This window comes from Nitratireductor aquibiodomus (assembly GCF_900105565.1).
GTDB classification, from domain to species: domain Bacteria; phylum Pseudomonadota; class Alphaproteobacteria; order Rhizobiales; family Rhizobiaceae; genus Nitratireductor; species Nitratireductor aquibiodomus.
In genome coordinates this window covers 2014215-2031351 of record NZ_FNSL01000001.1, presented here as the reverse complement: position 1 = coordinate 2031351, position 17137 = coordinate 2014215, and the positions used below count along the sequence as shown (strand labels likewise).

The 17137-nt window shown below is 61.4% G+C and carries 14 protein-coding genes; 5 read left to right on the top strand and 9 right to left on the bottom strand.

Annotated elements, in window-relative coordinates:
* Positions 1-26 precede the first annotated feature (26 nt).
* The gene (locus tag BLW55_RS09600) at positions 27-1754 is read right to left on the bottom strand and encodes a hydantoinase B/oxoprolinase family protein (protein ID WP_090328560.1); all 1728 of its coding nucleotides are present in this window, start codon (positions 1752-1754) and stop codon (positions 27-29) included.
* Positions 1751-3838 carry a hydantoinase/oxoprolinase family protein gene (locus BLW55_RS09595; RefSeq protein ID WP_090328559.1) on the bottom strand — a complete coding sequence of 696 codons (2088 nt, stop codon included), beginning with the start codon at positions 3836-3838 and terminating at the stop codon, positions 1751-1753. The genes BLW55_RS09600 and BLW55_RS09595 overlap by 4 nt, the downstream gene beginning before the upstream one ends.
* Before the next feature lie 194 nt (positions 3839-4032).
* On the opposite strand from BLW55_RS09595, the gene BLW55_RS09590 reads away from it, so the two are divergent.
* Positions 4033-4860 (top strand): ferredoxin--NADP reductase, encoded by an 828-nt coding sequence (locus BLW55_RS09590; protein WP_007010282.1) that lies wholly within the window; start codon positions 4033-4035, stop codon positions 4858-4860.
* 339 nt (positions 4861-5199) lie between these two features.
* On the opposite strand, the gene BLW55_RS09585 is transcribed toward BLW55_RS09590, so the two are convergent.
* From BLW55_RS09585 to BLW55_RS09555, 7 genes are all read right to left on the bottom strand, one after another.
* Positions 5200-6300 (bottom strand): branched-chain amino acid ABC transporter substrate-binding protein, encoded by a 1101-nt coding sequence (locus BLW55_RS09585; protein WP_007010283.1) that lies wholly within the window; start codon positions 6298-6300, stop codon positions 5200-5202.
* Between the two features lie 160 nt (positions 6301-6460).
* Positions 6461-6814, bottom strand: coding sequence for a DUF6867 family protein (locus BLW55_RS09580; RefSeq protein ID WP_007010284.1), 354 nt, complete (start codon positions 6812-6814; stop codon positions 6461-6463).
* Positions 6814-7548, bottom strand: coding sequence for an ABC transporter ATP-binding protein (locus tag BLW55_RS09575; RefSeq protein ID WP_090328557.1), 735 nt, complete (start codon positions 7546-7548; stop codon positions 6814-6816). Before BLW55_RS09575 ends, BLW55_RS09580 begins: the two co-directional genes overlap by 1 nt.
* On the bottom strand, positions 7545-9128 hold the full coding sequence (locus tag BLW55_RS09570; RefSeq protein ID WP_090328555.1) for an ATP-binding cassette domain-containing protein: 1584 nt from the start codon (positions 9126-9128) through the stop codon (positions 7545-7547). Before BLW55_RS09570 ends, BLW55_RS09575 begins: the two co-directional genes overlap by 4 nt.
* A complete protein-coding gene (gene livM, locus BLW55_RS09565; protein WP_007010287.1) occupies positions 9128-10519 on the bottom strand; it encodes a high-affinity branched-chain amino acid ABC transporter permease LivM in 1392 nt (463 codons plus the stop codon). The genes BLW55_RS09570 and livM overlap by 1 nt, the downstream gene beginning before the upstream one ends.
* Entirely contained in the window at positions 10519-11442 is a 924-nt protein-coding gene (locus BLW55_RS09560; RefSeq protein WP_025029539.1) for an ABC transporter permease subunit, read from the bottom strand. Before BLW55_RS09560 ends, livM begins: the two co-directional genes overlap by 1 nt.
* Before the next feature lie 372 nt (positions 11443-11814).
* Complete coding sequence (locus BLW55_RS09555; protein ID WP_090328553.1) at positions 11815-13311, bottom strand: CoA-acylating methylmalonate-semialdehyde dehydrogenase; 1497 nt, start codon at positions 13309-13311, stop codon at positions 11815-11817.
* A gap of 145 nt (positions 13312-13456) precedes the next feature.
* Here BLW55_RS09555 and BLW55_RS09550 point away from each other — a divergent pair, with 145 nt between their 5' ends.
* From BLW55_RS09550 to BLW55_RS09535, 4 genes are all read left to right on the top strand, one after another.
* The gene (locus BLW55_RS09550; protein ID WP_025029537.1) at positions 13457-14338 is read left to right on the top strand and encodes a LysR family transcriptional regulator; all 882 of its coding nucleotides are present in this window, start codon (positions 13457-13459) and stop codon (positions 14336-14338) included.
* Positions 14339-14412: 74 nt separating this feature from the next.
* Entirely contained in the window at positions 14413-15975 is a 1563-nt protein-coding gene (locus BLW55_RS09545) for a serine hydrolase (RefSeq protein ID WP_090328551.1), read from the top strand.
* 67 nt (positions 15976-16042) lie between these two features.
* Positions 16043-16345, top strand: a complete 303-nt coding sequence (locus BLW55_RS09540) for an alkylphosphonate utilization protein (RefSeq protein WP_025029535.1) — start codon at positions 16043-16045, stop codon at positions 16343-16345.
* A 201-nt stretch (positions 16346-16546) separates the two neighbouring features.
* Complete coding sequence (locus tag BLW55_RS09535) at positions 16547-17122, top strand: dihydrofolate reductase family protein (RefSeq protein WP_090329942.1); 576 nt, start codon at positions 16547-16549, stop codon at positions 17120-17122.
* Positions 17123-17137: the final 15 nt, after the last annotated feature.

Sequence of the window (17137 nt, the reverse complement as noted above, 5' to 3'; positions counted from 1 at the left end):
TGGCGAGGGCGCCTGGCTCAACCCTCTCAGCCGCCACGCTTGGCCTGACCATCCGCGCCGAGCACCACGCCAAACAGCGCTTCGGCCTCGTCCGCCGTGTAATACCCCAGCGCCACATCGCGCAAAACCTTTTCCGGCGCACGCTTCAGCGGATCGCCATAGCCGCCGCCGCCCGGTGTTCCGACACAAACCCGGTCACCGGCTTTCAGCGGAATATCCTGTTCCTTGGAAAGATGCGGCGGCACATGCGCTTTGCCATCGCGCCACACCGTCACCTCGTTCACCCTGCCGTCCCTGCCGCCGAGCACGCCCTGCGGGCCGGTGCGACCGTGATCCATGACGAAGGAGGCGCGGGCATCGCCGCGCAGAAGCTCCACCTCATAGGAAAGGCCGAACCCGCCGCGGTGCTCGCCGGCCCCGCCGGAGCCTTCGCGCAGCGCATAGCGCCGGTAGAGCACGGGGAAGGCCTGTTCCATCACCTCCACCGGAGGGGATTTGGAAATGCCGATGGTCGAGCAGCCATTGGTCAGCCCGTCATGGTCGGCATTGCCGCCATAGCCGCCGCCGGAAATCTGGTACATCACGAAATCGCGGCCCCGCGCCGGGTCATGCCCGCCAAGCGCGAAATTGCCGCTGGAGCCGGCAGGGGCCGCCGTCACCTTTTCCGGAAGCGCCTTCACCATGGCCGCGAACACGGCCTCCGCAATGCGCTGCGAGACCTCTGCCGCGCAGCCTGAAACCGGGCGCGGATAGCGCGCGTCGAGAAACGTGCCTTCCGGCTTCTTGATGATCAGCGGCTCGAACGCGCCCGCGCTCAGCGGCACTTCGGGAAAGATGTGGCGCATGGCCAGATAGACGGAGGAGAGCGTTGTGGCGAGCACGCTGTTCATCGGCCCCATGCAGGGCGGGCTCGATCCTTCGAAATCGAAGGTCAGCGTGTCGCCCTTCTTTTCGATGGCGAGCGCGATGGTCAGCGGTTCGTCCACCACGCCGTCGGAATCCACGAAAGCCTCGCCGCGATAGACCCCGTCGGGGATCGGCGCGATCAGCGTGCGCATTTGTGTCGCCGCGCGGGTGCGCAGTTCGGCAATGGCGTGGCGCACCGTCTCGTCGCCATAGCGGTCGAGCACCTGCGCCAGCCGCTCCGCACCCACTTCCAAAGCCGCGCCCTGCGCACGGATATCGCCGATGCGCTGGTCGGCAACGCGGATATTGGAGCAGATGATGGCGTAGATTTCAGGATCCAGTTCGCCCTTTTTAAAAAGCTTCACTGGCGGCAGGCGCAGCCCTTCCTGTTCCACCGCCGTGGCGGAGGCGGAAAAGCCGCCTGGAACCGCGCCACCAATATCGGGCCAATGGCCGGTGTTGGAAAGCCAGCAGAAGATCTTCCCATCGCGCCAGACCGGCATAGCAAAGCGCACATCCATGAGATGCGTGCCGCCCAGATAAGGGTCGTTGACGATGTAGATGTCGCCGGGCTCGGGTGCAGCCGTCTCGCCGCCCGCGATGCGCTCGATGAGCGTGCGCGTGGAATACTGCATCACGCCGACAAAGACCGGCAGACCGGCCGAGCCCTGCGCGATCAGCGCGCCATCCTCGGCGGCGTAGATGCCGTCCGAACGGTCGTTGGCTTCCGCGATGACGGGCGAGAAGGCGGCGCGCGAGAAGGTCAGGTCCATCTCGTCGCACACCTGCTGGAGCGCCGCCTGAATGACGGAAAGCGTGATGGGATCGAGAGAAGAGGTGTTGTTCATCGGCCCGCTCCCACCGTGATGATGATGTTTCCATCGGCATCGGATGCCGCCCGGTCGCCGGGTTCGATCACCGTTGTCGTGTCGAGCTGTTCGAGGATCGCCGGCCCCTCGATCACCGCATCGAGCGGCAGCTTTTCGCGGGCGTAAACCGGCGTGTCGTGCCAGGCACCCGCAAACCAGACCTGCCGGCGCTCGTTCAGCGCTTTGGCCAGCGTTGCCACACGTCCCGCCGGGTCGATCAGGCTGGCAAGATCGATATCCGCGCGCACGCCGATCACCGAGGTGTTGAGATTGACGAGATTGGCGCGGATCTCCGGCAGCCGCACCTTGAAGCGCTTGAAATAAGCCTCTTCGAAGAGCGCCTGCAGCGTATCGCGATCGACCTCGGGGCCGGGCAGCGGCACGTTGATGAGATGCGTCTGGCCGACAAACTGCATGTCCGCCGTGTGCACCAACTCAATGCGTTCCGGCTGGACGGTCTCTTCCGCGATCAGCGCCGCGCCCTCGGCGCGCTGCTCTTCGAGCACGCTTTTGACGAGCGCCACGTCGAGGCTCGCCACGGGGCGGTTCACCGTGCGCACGAAATCGTGCCGGAGGTCTGCCACCACGCAGCCAAGCGCGTTGGTGATGCCAGGACGCGCCGGCACCATCACGCGCGGAATGCCCAACTCGCGGGCAAGGGCCGCCGCGTGTAGCGGTCCCGCGCCGCCAAAGGCAAACAGCGCAAAATCGCGCGGATCGTGCCCCTTGCCGAGCGAAACCATGCGGATCGCGCCCGCCATTTTGATATTGGCGATCTGCAGCACAGCACCCGCCGCTTCCACGCCGGAAAGTCCGAGACGGCTTCCAAGCCTGTCTGCAAAAATCGCCTCCACATCGGAAACGGAAACCGGATTGTCGACGGAGAGAAGTTTTTTCGAGTTCAATCTGCCCAGAAGAAGATTGGCGTCGGAGATGGTCGGCTCCATGCCGCCGCGGCCATAGCAGATCGGGCCGGGCTTTGCGCCCGCGCTCTGGGGCCCCACTTCCAGAAGACCCGCATCGTTGACGCGTGCAATCGATCCGCCGCCGGCACCCACAGTGTGCACGTCCACCATGGGCACGTGGATCGGCATCGCATACTCCACCTCGATCTCGTTGGAGACCGCAGGCCGCGCCCCGCGCACAAGCGCCACATCGGTGGATGTGCCGCCCATATCGTAGGTGATGAGATTGTCGACGCCCGCCCGCCGCGCGGTAAAGGCGGCGGCCATCACGCCCGAGGCCGGGCCGGACATCACCGTCTTGGCGGCCTCACGGGCCACGTGGGCAGCGGAGATCATGCCGCCATTTCCGTTCATCACCAGAAAGTCGCGCGCATAGCCGAGGCCTTGCAACTCGTTCGAAAGCCGGGCGATGTAGCGCTCCAGGATCGGCTGCACCGAGGCGTTGACCGCAGCCGTTACGCCGCGCTCGAACTCGCGCGCTTCGGAAAGCAGCGCATGTCCAGTGGTGATGTAATTGTTGGGCCAGAGTTCGGCGGCGATTTCGGCAGCGCGCTTTTCGTGCGCCGGGTTGGCATAGGCATGGAGAAAATGGATCACCAGTGAAACGCAGCCCTGATCGAGCAGCGCCTTTACCGCCGCGCGCACGCCATCCTCATCGAGCGGTGTGATCACGTTTCCGGCGGCGTCCATGCGCTCATCCACTTCGAGCCGCAGATTGCGCGGCACCACCGGAGTGAAGGTTCCTGTCATGCCATAGGCCTGTGGCCGTGTGCGGCGGCCAAGCTCGATGATGTCGCGGAAGCCGGCGGTGGTGATCATGCCGGTTCTGGCAAGCTGCCGCTCCAGAACCGCATTGGTCGTGGTGGTGGTGCCATGCACGATCAGGCCGATTTCGGAGGCCGGAACCCCGGTCTCGCGTATCGCGTTGACCACGCCAAAAGCCTGGTTTTCGATGGTGGTTGGGGTCTTGGCGACCCGCACTCGCGGACCCATATCAGATCCTTCGCGGGAATCGATCAGGATCAGGTCGGTGAAGGTGCCGCCCACATCGATGCCGACGACGACAGAACCCGAATTGATGCCTTTTTTCTCATTCATGGGTGAAATCCGGAATGTGAAACCTTTGTTGACCCGACGAATTGAAATAGGTGTCGAACGTACGAAACTTGCGTCAAATTCATTTGTATACTAATAAATTTGACAGGCAAGAGCAGCCATTGATACCGCGATTTGGGTTTGCATCCGGACCGGAAACAGGCATAGAGACTTCCGACCGAACGAGGATAGTATTCATGGACAGCGCTGCGCTCCGCGAGAACGACGCCGAAAAGACCCCTGAATTCCCGATTCCCGCCGGCTGCTTTGCCGAGCGCGTGACATCGGTAAAACATTACACGGACAATCTCTTTGCCTTCCGCATCACGCGGCCGCAAAGCTTCCGTTTTCGCTCCGGCGAGTTCGTGATGATCGGCCTGCCCAATGCGGAAAAGCCGGTGTTTCGCGCCTATTCCATCGCCAGCCCCGCCTGGGACGAGGAAGTGGAGTTTTTCTCCATCAAGGTGCCGGATGGCCCGCTGACCCAGCACTTGCAGAAGATCCAGCCGGGCGACACGGTGCTGATGCGCCAGAAGTCCACGGGCACGCTGGTCAATGATGCGCTGACGCCGGCGAAAAACCTCTACATGATCTCCACCGGCACGGGCATCGCGCCCTTCGCGAGCCTGATCCGCGATCCGGAGACCTATGAGAAGTTCGGCAACATTATCCTCACCCACACCTGCCGCGACGTGGCCGAGCTTGAATACGGCAAGGAACTGGTGACTGCTCTTAAAGACGATCCGCTGATTGGTGAGCTGGTCCAGGGGCGCCTGACCCATTTCACCTCCACCACGCGCGAGACCTCGCCCGTCATGGGGCGCATCACGACGCTGATCGAGAATGGAGAGTTGTTCAAGGCGCTCGGCACCGAGCCCTTCGACCGCGAGAACGACCGCGTCATGATCTGCGGCTCCATGGCCATGCTCAAGGATGTGAAGGCACTGGTCGAGAAAGCGGGTCTCGAGGAAGGTTCCAACGCTGAGCCGGCGGATTTCGTCGTCGAACGCGCCTTCGTGGGCTGATTGCTCCTCCGCTGAGTTCGCGAGGGGGAATGCCGTGCTCCCCCTTTGCTCTACTGGTTGACGCGCCTGCGCAGCTCGATGCAAAGCCCTGCTTTGTTGTCTGATGGCTTGACCACAGGATTCATGCCGGCCGGCAGGTGTCAGGAGGCAGGCACGACAGAGACGGGTGTTCTTCAGAAGTTGCGGTTTATGCTGATGTTCTGGCATGGACCCTTGGATCAGGTCCAAGGATCACGAGGGCGTGGGTGAAGGGGGCATAAACGTCTGTGACATGCGCTTCGCCAAAAGAAAACGGCCCGGCATCGCTGCCGGGCCGCAGACCCCACACCGAGCAGTGGCTTACTGCTCGAGGTAATCGTATTTGCCGTCTTTCCACTCGTAGAAGACATAGCCGGGCAGCGTCACGTCGCCCTTGTCGTCGAAGGACAGGTCGCCAAGAACGGTCGAGAAATTGCCGTCATTGAGTGCGGTAACGACCGGATCGTAATCGGTGGAACCGGCTGCCTCGACGGCATCCTTCCAAGCCTGGATGGCGGCATAGGTGTAGAGTGCGTAGCCTTCAGCCGTCTTGCCGGCAGCGAGCAGCTTGTCGACGACTGGCTTTGCGATCTCGTTCTTGCGCGGATCGGGCGAGAAGGTCATCAGCGTGCCCTCGCCGGCATCGCCGGTGATGGCCCAATACTCGTCGGTGACGAGGGCGTCACCCGAGACAAGCACCGTGTCCATGCCCTGCTCGCGCATCTGACGTGCCATGAGGCCAGCTTCCGTGTGGTAGCCGCCGACATAGAGAACGCCAATACCTTCCTGCTTCAGCTTGGAGACGAGCGCGGTGTAGTCCTTCTCACCGGCGGTGTAGGCTTCGTAGAGAGCCGGGGTGCCCCCGGCAGCTTCGTAGGCAGCCATCGTCGCATCGGCAAGGCCTTTGCCATAAGCGGTCTTGTCGTGAACGAAGGCCACTTTCTTGTCGCCGAAATTCTCGACGAGGAACTTGCCGGCGACATCGCCCTGCTGATCGTCACGGCCGCAGACGCGATAGACGCCGGGGCCGGGGCGGTTGTCGGTGAAAGCCGGGTTCGTGGAAGCCGGCGAGATCTGGATGATGCCTTCCTCGGCGTAGACCGACGATGCCGGGATGGACGAACCCGAGCAGAAGTGACCTGCAACGAAGGAAACGCCGGAGCCTGCGAACTGGTTGGCAACAGCGACAGCCTGCTTGGGATCGCAGGCGTCATCGCCCACTTCCAGCTTCAGCATTTCGCCGTTGACGCCACCTGCCTCGTTGATGTCAGCCACGGCCTGCTCGGCACCGGCTTTCATCTGCTCACCGAAGGAAGCATATTGACCCGTCATGGGGCCAGCAACTGCAATCGTGATGTCCGCCCAGGCGGAACCGGTCATCATCAGGCTGAGTGCTGCGCCAGCCATAAGTGCCTTTTTCATGACTTCTCCCTTTAAAACACCAGAAGTTCCCTTGGCTCTCCGGAAATGGTGTTTGGCTTTCCGGTTTGGCCTTTGCGGACCGCAGCGGCCCGCTTAAACGGCATGAAACCCCAATTCAAACAAGAAATAAAGGCTTCATACCGGTTAATCATGAATCCGTTTAGCCTGAACGTTGCCAGCCCAGTGGTCCACTGCGCCGATACTGGAAGCTATACTGTGTCGCCATCTGCCCGGCGCGCGTAATACGCTTGCCGACAAAAGCGATAATCAGCAACACGATCAGGTCGACGATGTAGTAGTGAAGCGAGAGCAGCGTGCCGCTGAACAGCGCGAAATGGATGAAGCGCGTCGCTGCCGCCAGAAGCACGATGTAGAAGGCAAGCTGAGCATCGGCCTGCCAGGTGCGCGCCATGGCGCGGCCCGTAAGGTAGGCGGCACCGCCTGCAAGAAGGATTGTGACGAAGAAGAACTCCCAGAAAGTGACTTCCCAGATCGGTCCATTTGCGTGTTCCATCAGTGCCTCCCGCCTTCGAGATACGCCGCGCGCACTTCTTCCTTCTTGAGAAGCTCCGCGCCGGTGCCGCTCATGGTCACATTGCCGTTGACCATGACATAGCCGCGATGAGCAAGCTTCAGCGCGTGGAAGGCATTCTGCTCGACCAGGAAGACCGTCAGCCCCTCCTTCTCGTTCAATTCGCGGATGGCATCGAAGATCTGCTTCACGATCAGCGGTGCAAGGCCGAGCGACGGTTCGTCCAGTAGCAGAAGCTTGGGCCGGCTCATCAGCGCTCGCGCGATGGCAAGCATCTGCTGCTCACCACCCGACAGCGTGCCGCCGCGCTGGCTGATGCGTTCCTTGAGGCGCGGGAACAGCTTGAAGACCTTGGCGATGTCCTCGTCGAAATACTTCGGATCGACGAGAGCTGCGCCCATTTGCAGGTTCTCCATCACCGTCATGCGCGGGAAGATGCGGCGCCCTTCCGGCGACTGGGCGATGCCGAGACTGACAATGTCGTGCGTCGGCATCATGGTAATGTCGACGCCGTCATAGACGATCTGGCCGTTGCGGGCGCGGGGATCGCCGCAGATGGTCATCATCAGCGTCGACTTGCCGGCACCATTGGCGCCGATCATGGTAACGATTTCGCCGCGATGGACATCCATATCAACACCACGCAGGGCGACGATGTTGCCGTAATAGGTCTCGACGCCGCGCACCGAGAGCAAGGGTTCGTTCTGAGCGCTCATGCCTTGCCTCCCTTACCGGTGGTCTTCTTTTTGGGCTGTGCGCCCCGCTTGCCGGGCACGCTGCTGGCCACCTCGCCCTTGTCAACGCGTTTGGAGAACTCGGTTTCGCCGCCCTTGGCGAGAACTCTGGCCTGCTTGACCCACTCTTCACGCTCGATGCGACCGGGGAAGGCGAGATAGGAACCGACCCATTGAACCTCGGCCTTTTTCCACGCGGCGATCTGGTCGAAATGCCAGACGCCGAGCGCATTCAGCTTCTTTTCGCTGGCGGGGCCGATTCCCTTGACGCGGGTGAGGTTGTTTGCACCGCCCGCGCGCGGCTTTTTGGTGCCGTGCGGCTGGCTGCCGGGATAATCCCCGGCATTGGCGATCTTCACCTCGCTGGCGGCTGGAGCGGGTTTCGGCTTCGCAGCGGTCCTGGCGGCAGTTTTCGGCTTCGCTGCGGTGGATGCAGCACTCGAAGCCTTTGCAGAGGACGCCTTTGTTGCCGTGGATCTGGCTGTCGATGTCTTCGCAGTCGAGGCCTTTGACGAGGGTTTTGCCTTTGCTGCCGTCTTCTTCGCGGCGGGGGCCGCCTTTGATTTAGCAGTCGGCTTTTTCTTTGCGGGCCCGTCGCCTGCAACCTTTTCGATGTCCTCGCGCACTTCGGGCATATCGATCTCGGCCTCGTCGTCGACACCCAGATAGGCGGCGATGACCTTGGGATCGTTCTTGACGAAATCCGCCGGCCCGTCGGAGATCTTCACACCGTAATCGAGCACGATCACATGGTCGGAGATTTCCATCACTACGCCCATGTCATGCTCGATCAGCAGCACCGACACATCGTGCTCGTCGCGGATATATTTCAGCAACTCGTTGAGCTCGGCGGATTCGCGCGGGTTGAGGCCGGCGGCCGGCTCATCGAGGCACAGAAGCTGCGGCTTCGTGCACATGGCGCGCGCGATCTCCAGACGACGCTGCGCTCCATAGGGCAGATCGGCCGCCGGATCGTCGGCGCGATCGATGAGATGCGTGCGCTCCAGCCAGTAGACAGCCCTGTCGACAGCCTCCTTTTGCGCCTTCTTGTAGCTCGGAAGGCCCAGAATCCCCCCGATCGAGAAGCCGGAAGCAACCATCAGCGGGTTGTGCTGGGCGACAAGCAGGTTTTCCAGAACCGTCATACCGCCGAACAGGCGGATGTTCTGGAAGGTGCGCGCCACCTTGGCCTTGTGCGAGATCTCGTGATCCGGCATGCGCTCGAGAAGATAGACCGCACCGTTTCCGGTGGTCTTCCAGCGCTGGCCGCTATCGGTCAGCGTTTCCACATCATCCTGCTGCCGGCCCGGCCCGTGGCGCATCACGATGCGCCCCTCGGTGGGTTTGTAGAAGCCGGTAACGCAGTTGAAGACCGTGGTCTTACCCGCACCGTTGGGGCCGATCAGGGCGGTGATGTCGCCCCGGCCGACATTGAAGGAGAGGTCTCCGACGGCCACGAGGCCGCCGAAGCGCATGGTCAGATGCTCGACGCTCAGGACCGGATCGCGATCCCAGCCGGGCGTCGACTGATCAGAGTTTTTCATGGTCGTTGCCGCGTCCATCAGTGTCCCTCACCCTGAGCCACCATATCGGCGCCGATACGTTTCTTTTCCTTCAGAACCACGGAAGGTTCGCGGGTCGAAATCAGGCCGCGCGGCTTCCACACCATGATGAGCACCATGGCGAGGCCGAAGATCAGCATGCGGTACTGCACCGGATCGAAGCCTGAGCCGAAGACCTGCTGGAGGAAGCCGAGATTGCGCAGCATCTCGATGCCGCCGATCATCACGATCGACGCGATCACCACGCCCACCTGCGAGCCGAGACCGCCCAGAACCACGATGGCGAGAATGATCGCCGATTCCAGGAAGGTGAAGCTCTCCGGCGAGATGAAGCCCTGCCGCGTGGCAAAGAAGGAGCCTGCAAAGCCGCCGAACATGGCGCCGATGGAGAAGGCCGTCAGCTTGGTGTTGCGTGTGTTGATGCCGAGCGAACGGCACGCGATTTCATCCTCACGCAGCGCCTCCCAGGCACGCCCGATGGGCAGGCGGCGCAGACGCATGGTCACGAAATTGGTGATCAGCGCCAGAATGAAGATGATGTAGTAGAGGAAGATGAAGCGCTGGATCGGGTCATAAGCAATGCCGAAGAAATCGGCAAAACCGCCTTCGCCACGTTTCAGTTCCAGACCGAAGAATGTGGGCTTGGGAATGCCCGAGATGCCGTCCGGCCCATTGGTGAACTCGTACCAGTTCAGGAGAACGACGCGAATGATCTCACCGAAGGCGAGCGTGACGATCGCCAGATAGTCACCACGCAGGCGTAGCACCGGGAAGCCAAGCACGATGCCCCAGCACGCTGCGAGAATGCCCGCCAGCGGCAGCGCGAACCAGAAACCCATATCGAGATACTGCGCGAGCAGCGCGAAGGAATAGGCGCCAACCGCATAGAAGGCGACGTATCCCAGATCGAGCAGGCCTGCGAGCCCCACCACAATGTTCAGGCCCCAGCCGAGCATGATGTAGGTCATGATCAGGATGGCCAGGTCGATAAACTGGCGGTCCTTGCCGGGAAAGAAGGTGGTGAAGAAGAAGGGCAGCACGAGCGCAAAGGCAAAGAGCGCCCGCATGAGCCATTTGCCCGTTCCGGCAAAGCGCGAGCCGCTCGGCATCGCGCCGGCAATCTTCCGCGTGATTGGACTGTCGGTCTTGAGCACGAAGAGATTGAGGAGGAGCCGGCCCACAAAGACGACGAGGATCGAGACGATCCATGCGCCCCAGCGCATCTTGAGATCAAGTCCGCCGGGCGCGATGTCCGTGCGGATGCCGATGAAGAAGAAGCCGAGAACGGCGACCAGAAAGCCGGCAGTGGCGGCATCCTTGACCGAAGCGGCAAAGGAATTGGGATCGTTCTGCGGCGCAGCGACCGCCCTGTTAGAACCGTTCGTCGCCATCAGACCTTCTCCACTTCAGGCTGCCCCAGAAGGCCGGACGGCAGGAAGATCAACACGATTGCCAGGATCGAGAACGCCGCGACGTCTTTGTATTCGACCGAGAAATAACCCGACCAGAACACCTCGATAAGGCCGATCAGAAGACCACCCAGCATGGCGCCGGGGAGGGAGCCGATACCACCCAGAACGGCCGCGGTGAACGCCTTAACCCCGGCCAGGAAGCCGATGTAGAAGTCGATCACGCCATAGAGCAGCACAAACATCAGGCCGGCCACGGCGGCCAGCGCGGCCCCCATGACGAAGGTCAGCGAAATGGTGCGGTCGACATTGATGCCGAGCAGCGCCGCCATCTTTCGGTCCTGTTCGCAGGCGCGCTGTGCGCGACCGAGCGGCGTGCGGGTGATCAGCAGCGTGAATCCCGCCATCAGCGCGATGGTCGTCAGGATGATGATGATCTGCATGTAGGAAAGCTGAACCGAAATGCCGGTCGCACTGCCTTCCATCAGCGTGATGCCACCCTGGATCTGCGGCGGCAGCGGCTTGACGCGTGCGCCCTGCGTGATCTGCACGAAGTTCTGCAGAACGATCGACATGCCGATTGCGGTGATCAACGGAGCGAGGCGGAAGGACCCACGCAGGGGTCGGTAAGCGAGCCGCTCGACCGTCCACCCCCAGGCGGACGTGAAGATCATGGCCACGATGAGCACGATGAGCAACACCACGGGCAGAAATGCAAAGCCGAGCACGGTCGTCAGGATGAGGAACATCGCCAGAGCGATGAACGCACCGATCATGAAGACGTCGCCATGCGCGAAATTGATCATTCCGATGATGCCATAGACCATGGTGTAGCCAATGGCGATCAGCCCATAGATGGAACCCAGCGTCAGCCCGTTGATAAGCTGCTGGACGAAATATTCCATGTGATATGCAACTCCCCTGAAATGTCGCCATTCAGGCGCATTTCTTATTCTTTCCCCTTGATAGTCGTAGAGGAATGACGCCCGATTGCAACGGCAAACTTCCCACGACCGGCTCCAGACCGAAGGCCGGTTTCTCCGGCTCTTGTTGACGCGGGAAGCTAGCACTGGACCAATGCAATGTCATTGCATTGACAGGAAAAATTTGAGCGTATCGCGCAGATTCCCTCGGAATTTACGGTAAAGGCGCACCAATATTGCAAGTTTTAGACAAAAAAGAACAAAACAGCGCTACGGAGACCGAAAAGCAAAAAGCCCGCATCGAGTGTCGATGCGGGCCTGGCGAAACACTGGAGAAAACAGGCGGAAATCCGCCTAATTCATTGTCGGAATGACGAATTCCGCACCATCCTTCACACCTGAAGGCCAGCGTGAGGTGACCGTCTTGGTCTTGGTGTAGAAGCGGAATGCATCCGGTCCGTGCTGGTTCAGATCGCCGAAAGCGGACGCCTTCCACCCTCCGAAAGTATAATACGCGATCGGCACTGGAATGGGGACATTCACACCCACCATGCCGACATCCACGCGGGCAGCGAAATCACGCGCCGCGTCACCGTCACGGGTGAAGATGGCAACGCCATTGCCGAATTCATGATCATTGGGCAGCGCCAGGGCTTCCTCATAGGTGTTGGCACGCACAACCGAGAGCACCGGGCCGAAGATTTCTTCCTTGTAGATGCGCATGTCTTTCGTGACGTTGTCGAACAGACAGCCGCCCATATAGTAGCCGTTCTCATAGCCCTGCATTTTGAAATCGCGGCCATCGACGACAAGTTTCGCGCCTTCCTTCACGCCAAGGTCGACATAGCCCTTCACGCGCTCCAGCGCCTGCTGGGTGACGAGGGGCCCGAAATCCGCCGAACCATCGGTCGAGGGGCCGACCTTGAGGCTCTCGACACGCGGGATGAGCTTCTCAACCAGCCTGTCGGCCGTCTCCTGGCCCACGGGTACGGCCACCGAAACGGCCATGCACCGCTCGCCGGCGGAGCCGTAACCGGCACCGATCAATGCATCCACCGTCTGATCCATGTCGGCATCCGGCATGATGATGAGATGGTTCTTCGCACCGCCAAAGCACTGCGCGCGCTTTCCATTGGCGGTGGCGCGGCTGTAGATGTATTGCGCGATCGGCGTGGAGCCCACGAAGCCGACAGCCTTGATGTCCGGATCGTCGAGGATGGCATCAACCGCTTCCTTGTCGCCGTTGACGACATTGAGAACCCCCTCGGGCAAACCCGCCTCAAGGAAGAGTTCGGCAATGCGCATCGGCACGCCCGGATCGCGCTCGGAAGGCTTCAGCACATAGGTGTTGCCGCAGGCGATGGCCGGCGCGATTTTCCAGAGCGGAATCATGGCCGGGAAGTTGAAGGGCGTGATGCCCGCCACCACGCCGAGCGGCTGGCGCATGGAATAGACGTCGATGCCCGGGCCCGCGCCCTCGGTGTATTCGCCCTTCATCATGTGCGGCGCACCGATGCACACCTCGACCACTTCGAGTCCGCGCTGAATATCGCCCCTGGCATCCGGAATGGTCTTGCCGTGTTCGCGGGCGAGAAGCTCGGCAAGCTCGTCATAGTCGCGGTGCACGAGTTCAAGGAACTTCATGAGCACGCGCACGCGGCGCTGTGGATTGGTCTTCGCCCATCCGGGCTGTGCGGCCTTCGCATTCTCGACCGCAGCGCGCACTTCGGCGGCGCTGGCAAGGGCAACCTTGCAGCGCACCGTGCCATCCATGGGCTGCATGACGTCCTGGCTGCGCCCGCTCGTTCCGGCAACATGCCTGCCGCCGATGAAGTGACCGAAATCCTCCATAAGACTTCTCCCTGATTTTGAAGTTGGCGTCATTCTCTCCACTCCCTCCCGGATTTGCAACGTGACACGCACAGCAACCGTTGTGCAAAAAATAAAGTCGAAATAAAATGTCGCGTGCGAAAAATATCGAGCATGGGAGAGCCGATTGAATTGGGACGATGTGCGCGTTTTTCTGGCCGTCGCGCGGGCCGGGCAGATTCTTGGCGCGGCGAAGCGGCTCGGGCTCAACCATGCGACGGTCTCACGCCGGGTGGCTGCACTGGAGGAGTCCATAGGGGCAAAGCTCTTTCACCGGTTGACGACCGGAACCGAACTCACGGCCGCGGGCGAGCAGTTGCTGGCAACCGCCGAGCGCATGGAAGCCGACATGATCGCCGCGCGGGCCGAAATCGCCGGCGAAAGCGAGGATGTGACCGGCACGGTGCGGATCGGCGCGCCGGACGGTTTCGGCGTGGCTTTCCTCGCTTCGCGGCTCGGCGCCCTGACCGAGCGGCACCCGGGACTTTCCGTACAGCTTGTGCCCGTTCCCCGTTCGCTCTCGCTATCGCGCCGTGAGGCCGACATCGCCGTAACGGTGGACCGCCCGACGGAAGGTCGGCTTGTGGCCGCCAAGCTGGTGGATTACACGCTCGGGCTCTATGCTTCCCGTGCCTATGCCAGGAAGCACGATCTTCCGAAGCGCGCTGCCGACCTCGGCCGTCACAGGCTTGTCGGCTACGTGCCCGATCTCGTGTTCAGCCCGACGCTAGATTACGCCGCTGAAATCTCGGAAAACTGGACTGCCGACTTTGCCGTTTCCTCAGCGATGGGCCAGGTGGAAGCGGTGCGCTCCGGTGCCGGCATCGGCATATTGCACACCTTCATCGCGCGCGGGGATGAAGAGCTGATCGCACTCGACTGGGTCGAACCGATCCGTCGCAGCTACTGGACGGTCTATCACGAATCCATGCGCCCGACGCGCCGCATTCAGGTGACGTCAGCCTTCATCGGTGAACTGGTGGACAGGGAGCGGCATCTCTTCTGCTGAGCTGGCGTTTTACTTTCGTTAAAGACTTCCTTCCAGAACGGTCGGTGCAATCGGTTCATACTGGAGGTTTAAACATGGCGCCCCGCATTCTTGCAGCCGCCGCCGCGCTGGCTCTGACTGCCGCAACGGCAGCCGCTCTGGCCAATGACCTGCCGCCACCCGCACAGACTGCGGGGGTAGCCATTCCGGAGGGGCAGATCGGCAAAGCCGTTGAAGCGCTCGACGGCATTATCGAGAAGTCGATGAAGGAACATGGCGTTCCGGGTCTGGCGGTCGCGGTGGTTCGCAAGGACGAAGTTCTGTTTGCCAGAGGCTATGGCGTGCGCAAGGCCGGCGAGGAAGCAGTGGTCGACACCGACACGGCATTCCAGCTCGCCTCGCTTTCCAAACCGGTGGGTGCGACCGTGGTTGCCCAGCAAGTCAGTCAAGGCACAGTTGGCTGGGACACGCCGATGACCGACATCCTGCCCTGGTTCAAACTTTCCAATCCCCAAAGCACGGCGCTCCTGACCATTGGCGACCTTTATGCGCATCGATCGGGCCTGCCCGACCACGCGGGCGACGATCTTGAGGATCTGGGCTACCCGCAAAAGGTGATTCTGGAGCAGCTCCGATACCTGAAGCTTGGCGCGTTCCGGCTCCAGTATGCTTATACGAATTTTGGCCTTACGGCCGCCGCCGAGGCAGTGGCGAGCGTTGCCGGCAAGGACTGGGCCACGCTCAGCGAAGACGCAATCTACAGGCCGCTCGGCATGAACAGTACATCCTCGCGGCTGAGTGACTTTCTGGCGCGGGATAACCGCGCTTTCGGCCACATGCGCAATGGTAATCACTGGGAGGTGCTCTACCAGCGCGATCCCGACGCACAATCGCCCGCCGGCGGGGTGAGCGCCAGCGTGAACGACATGGCGACCTGGCTCCGTATGGTGCTTGGCAACGGTGAATACGATGGGCGCCGGATCGTCGATGCTGCTGCGCTCATGCCGGCACTCAGCCCACAGTCGGTGTCCGGCAGGCCCGAAACACCCGCCGCTCGCGCCAGCTTCTACGGATACGGCTTTGGCGTAGGCGTCTCGCCTGCGGGCCGCGTGATGATCAGCCACTCGGGCGCGTTCGCCCTGGGAGCAGCCACCAACTTCATCATGATCCCGTCGGCTGATATCGGCATTGTTGTCCTGACCAATGCGCAACCGATCGGCCTCGCCGAAGGTATCTCCATGAGCTTCATGGATCTTGTGCAATACGGTGAAATCCAGCGCGACTGGCTGGCCATGTATCCCGTCGCCTTTGCGCCGATGCTGGCGCCGTTTGGCGAATATGCCGGAAAGGAAGCGCCCGCAGACGCGAAGCCCGCACGCACGCTTGCCAGCTACACCGGCACTTTCGCCAATGATTATTTCGGCAACCTCGTTGTCGAAGAAGCGGACGGCGGGCTCGTGATGAAGGTTGAAGGCACATCGAGCAGCTTCCCGCTGCAACACTGGTCGGGCGATGAGTTTGTCTTCTATCCGCTGAACGAGAACGCCATGTCGGGCTCGATCTCGTCGGTCCAGTTCTCCGTTGATGGCGCGCTGGCGAAAGACGTTCGTGTGGAGTATTTCGACCAGTTGAAGGACGGCACGTTCGTTCGGAAATAGTCCGAGCAACCATGACACCTGTTTGAGAAAGCGGCGGGCTCTTTGCCCGGAGCAAAGAAGACGCGATATGACCGACAGTGACGACGAGTATGTGTATGACGAGGTAACCGGCGAATGGATGCCAGCCTCGGAAATGAAAGCGCTTGAGGCGCAGCGAGGCGCGGTCGTCGACGCTGAAGGCAATCCGCTGGCGGATGGCGATTCCGTAACGCTGATCAAGGACCTGAAAGTGAAGGGCGCCGGTCAGACGCTGAAACGCGGCACCGTGATCAAGACCATCCGCCTGACGGACAACAGGGAAGAGATCGATTGCCGTCACGAAGGCATCAAGGGTCTTGTGCTGCGCACGGAATTCGTGCGTAAGCGCTAGCACAGGTTGCGCCTTCCGGACTTCAGCCTGGAGGTCCGGGATGGCCCGCATGGTGTTTTAAATCATCTCGTTTGCACCACGATGCGCGTACTCCGCTGCACCGTGTCGGATATCACCCCGTACGTTCGTCTTGCAGACACAGCGTTCCCGCTGATGTTCAGTTTCACGCAAGTCGGCGGCAGGCCGCCCTGGGAGATATCCATGTCCAGAAAGATCATTGTCACACAGTACATGTCGCTCGACGGGGTTATCGAAGACCCCGTCGGCATGGAAGGTTCCGGCCTTGGAGACTGGACCGGGCCGTTCAGCCGTGGCCCGGACGGAGACGCCTTCAAGCATGAGGAACTGATGGGCTGCGACGCCATGATCTATGGCCGAAAAACCTATGACGGTTTTGCTGCTGTCTGGCCCAGGGTCGATGACGAGGCGGGTTATGCGCGCCGGATGAATGCGCTGCCGAAATATCTCGCATCAACGACGATCGAAGACCCGCAATGGAACAACACGTCGCTGCTCCGCGGCGATCTGGTGGAAGCGGTGCGCGCGCTCAAGGAAACCCCGGGAGGCGACATCCTGATCTTCGGCAGCGGCTCGGTGGCGCATACGCTGATGCCGCACGGGCTGATCGACGAATTCCGGTTGATGGTCTATCCGACCGTGCTCGGCCGTGGCAAGCGGCTCTTCCCTGAAGGGACCGCCACCATGCTGGAACTCGCCGAATGCCGCACTTTCAACGACGGGATCGTGCTCCTGCGCTACACGATGCGCAACAGCTAGTCACACGCCGGCAGG

Bases quoted from the DNA above. Each gene is read 5' to 3' on its own strand.
- BLW55_RS09600 (WP_090328560.1), bottom strand. From the start codon at position 1,754: ATGAACAACACCTCTTCTCTCGATCCCATCACGCTTTCCGTCATTCAG.
- BLW55_RS09595 (WP_090328559.1), bottom strand. From the start codon at position 3,838: ATGAATGAGAAAAAAGGCATCAATTCGGGTTCTGTCGTCGTCGGCATC.
- BLW55_RS09590 (WP_007010282.1), top strand. From the start codon at position 4,033: ATGGACAGCGCTGCGCTCCGCGAGAACGACGCCGAAAAGACCCCTGAA.
- BLW55_RS09585 (WP_007010283.1), bottom strand. From the start codon at position 6,300: ATGAAAAAGGCACTTATGGCTGGCGCAGCACTCAGCCTGATGATGACC.
- BLW55_RS09580 (WP_007010284.1), bottom strand. From the start codon at position 6,814: ATGGAACACGCAAATGGACCGATCTGGGAAGTCACTTTCTGGGAGTTC.
- BLW55_RS09575 (WP_090328557.1), bottom strand. From the start codon at position 7,548: ATGAGCGCTCAGAACGAACCCTTGCTCTCGGTGCGCGGCGTCGAGACC.
- BLW55_RS09570 (WP_090328555.1), bottom strand. From the start codon at position 9,128: ATGGACGCGGCAACGACCATGAAAAACTCTGATCAGTCGACGCCCGGC.
- livM (WP_007010287.1), bottom strand. From the start codon at position 10,519: ATGGCGACGAACGGTTCTAACAGGGCGGTCGCTGCGCCGCAGAACGAT.
- BLW55_RS09560 (WP_025029539.1), bottom strand. From the start codon at position 11,442: ATGGAATATTTCGTCCAGCAGCTTATCAACGGGCTGACGCTGGGTTCC.
- BLW55_RS09555 (WP_090328553.1), bottom strand. From the start codon at position 13,311: ATGGAGGATTTCGGTCACTTCATCGGCGGCAGGCATGTTGCCGGAACG.
- BLW55_RS09545 (WP_090328551.1), top strand. From the start codon at position 14,413: ATGGCGCCCCGCATTCTTGCAGCCGCCGCCGCGCTGGCTCTGACTGCC.
- BLW55_RS09540 (WP_025029535.1), top strand. From the start codon at position 16,043: ATGACCGACAGTGACGACGAGTATGTGTATGACGAGGTAACCGGCGAA.
- BLW55_RS09535 (WP_090329942.1), top strand. From the start codon at position 16,547: ATGTCCAGAAAGATCATTGTCACACAGTACATGTCGCTCGACGGGGTT.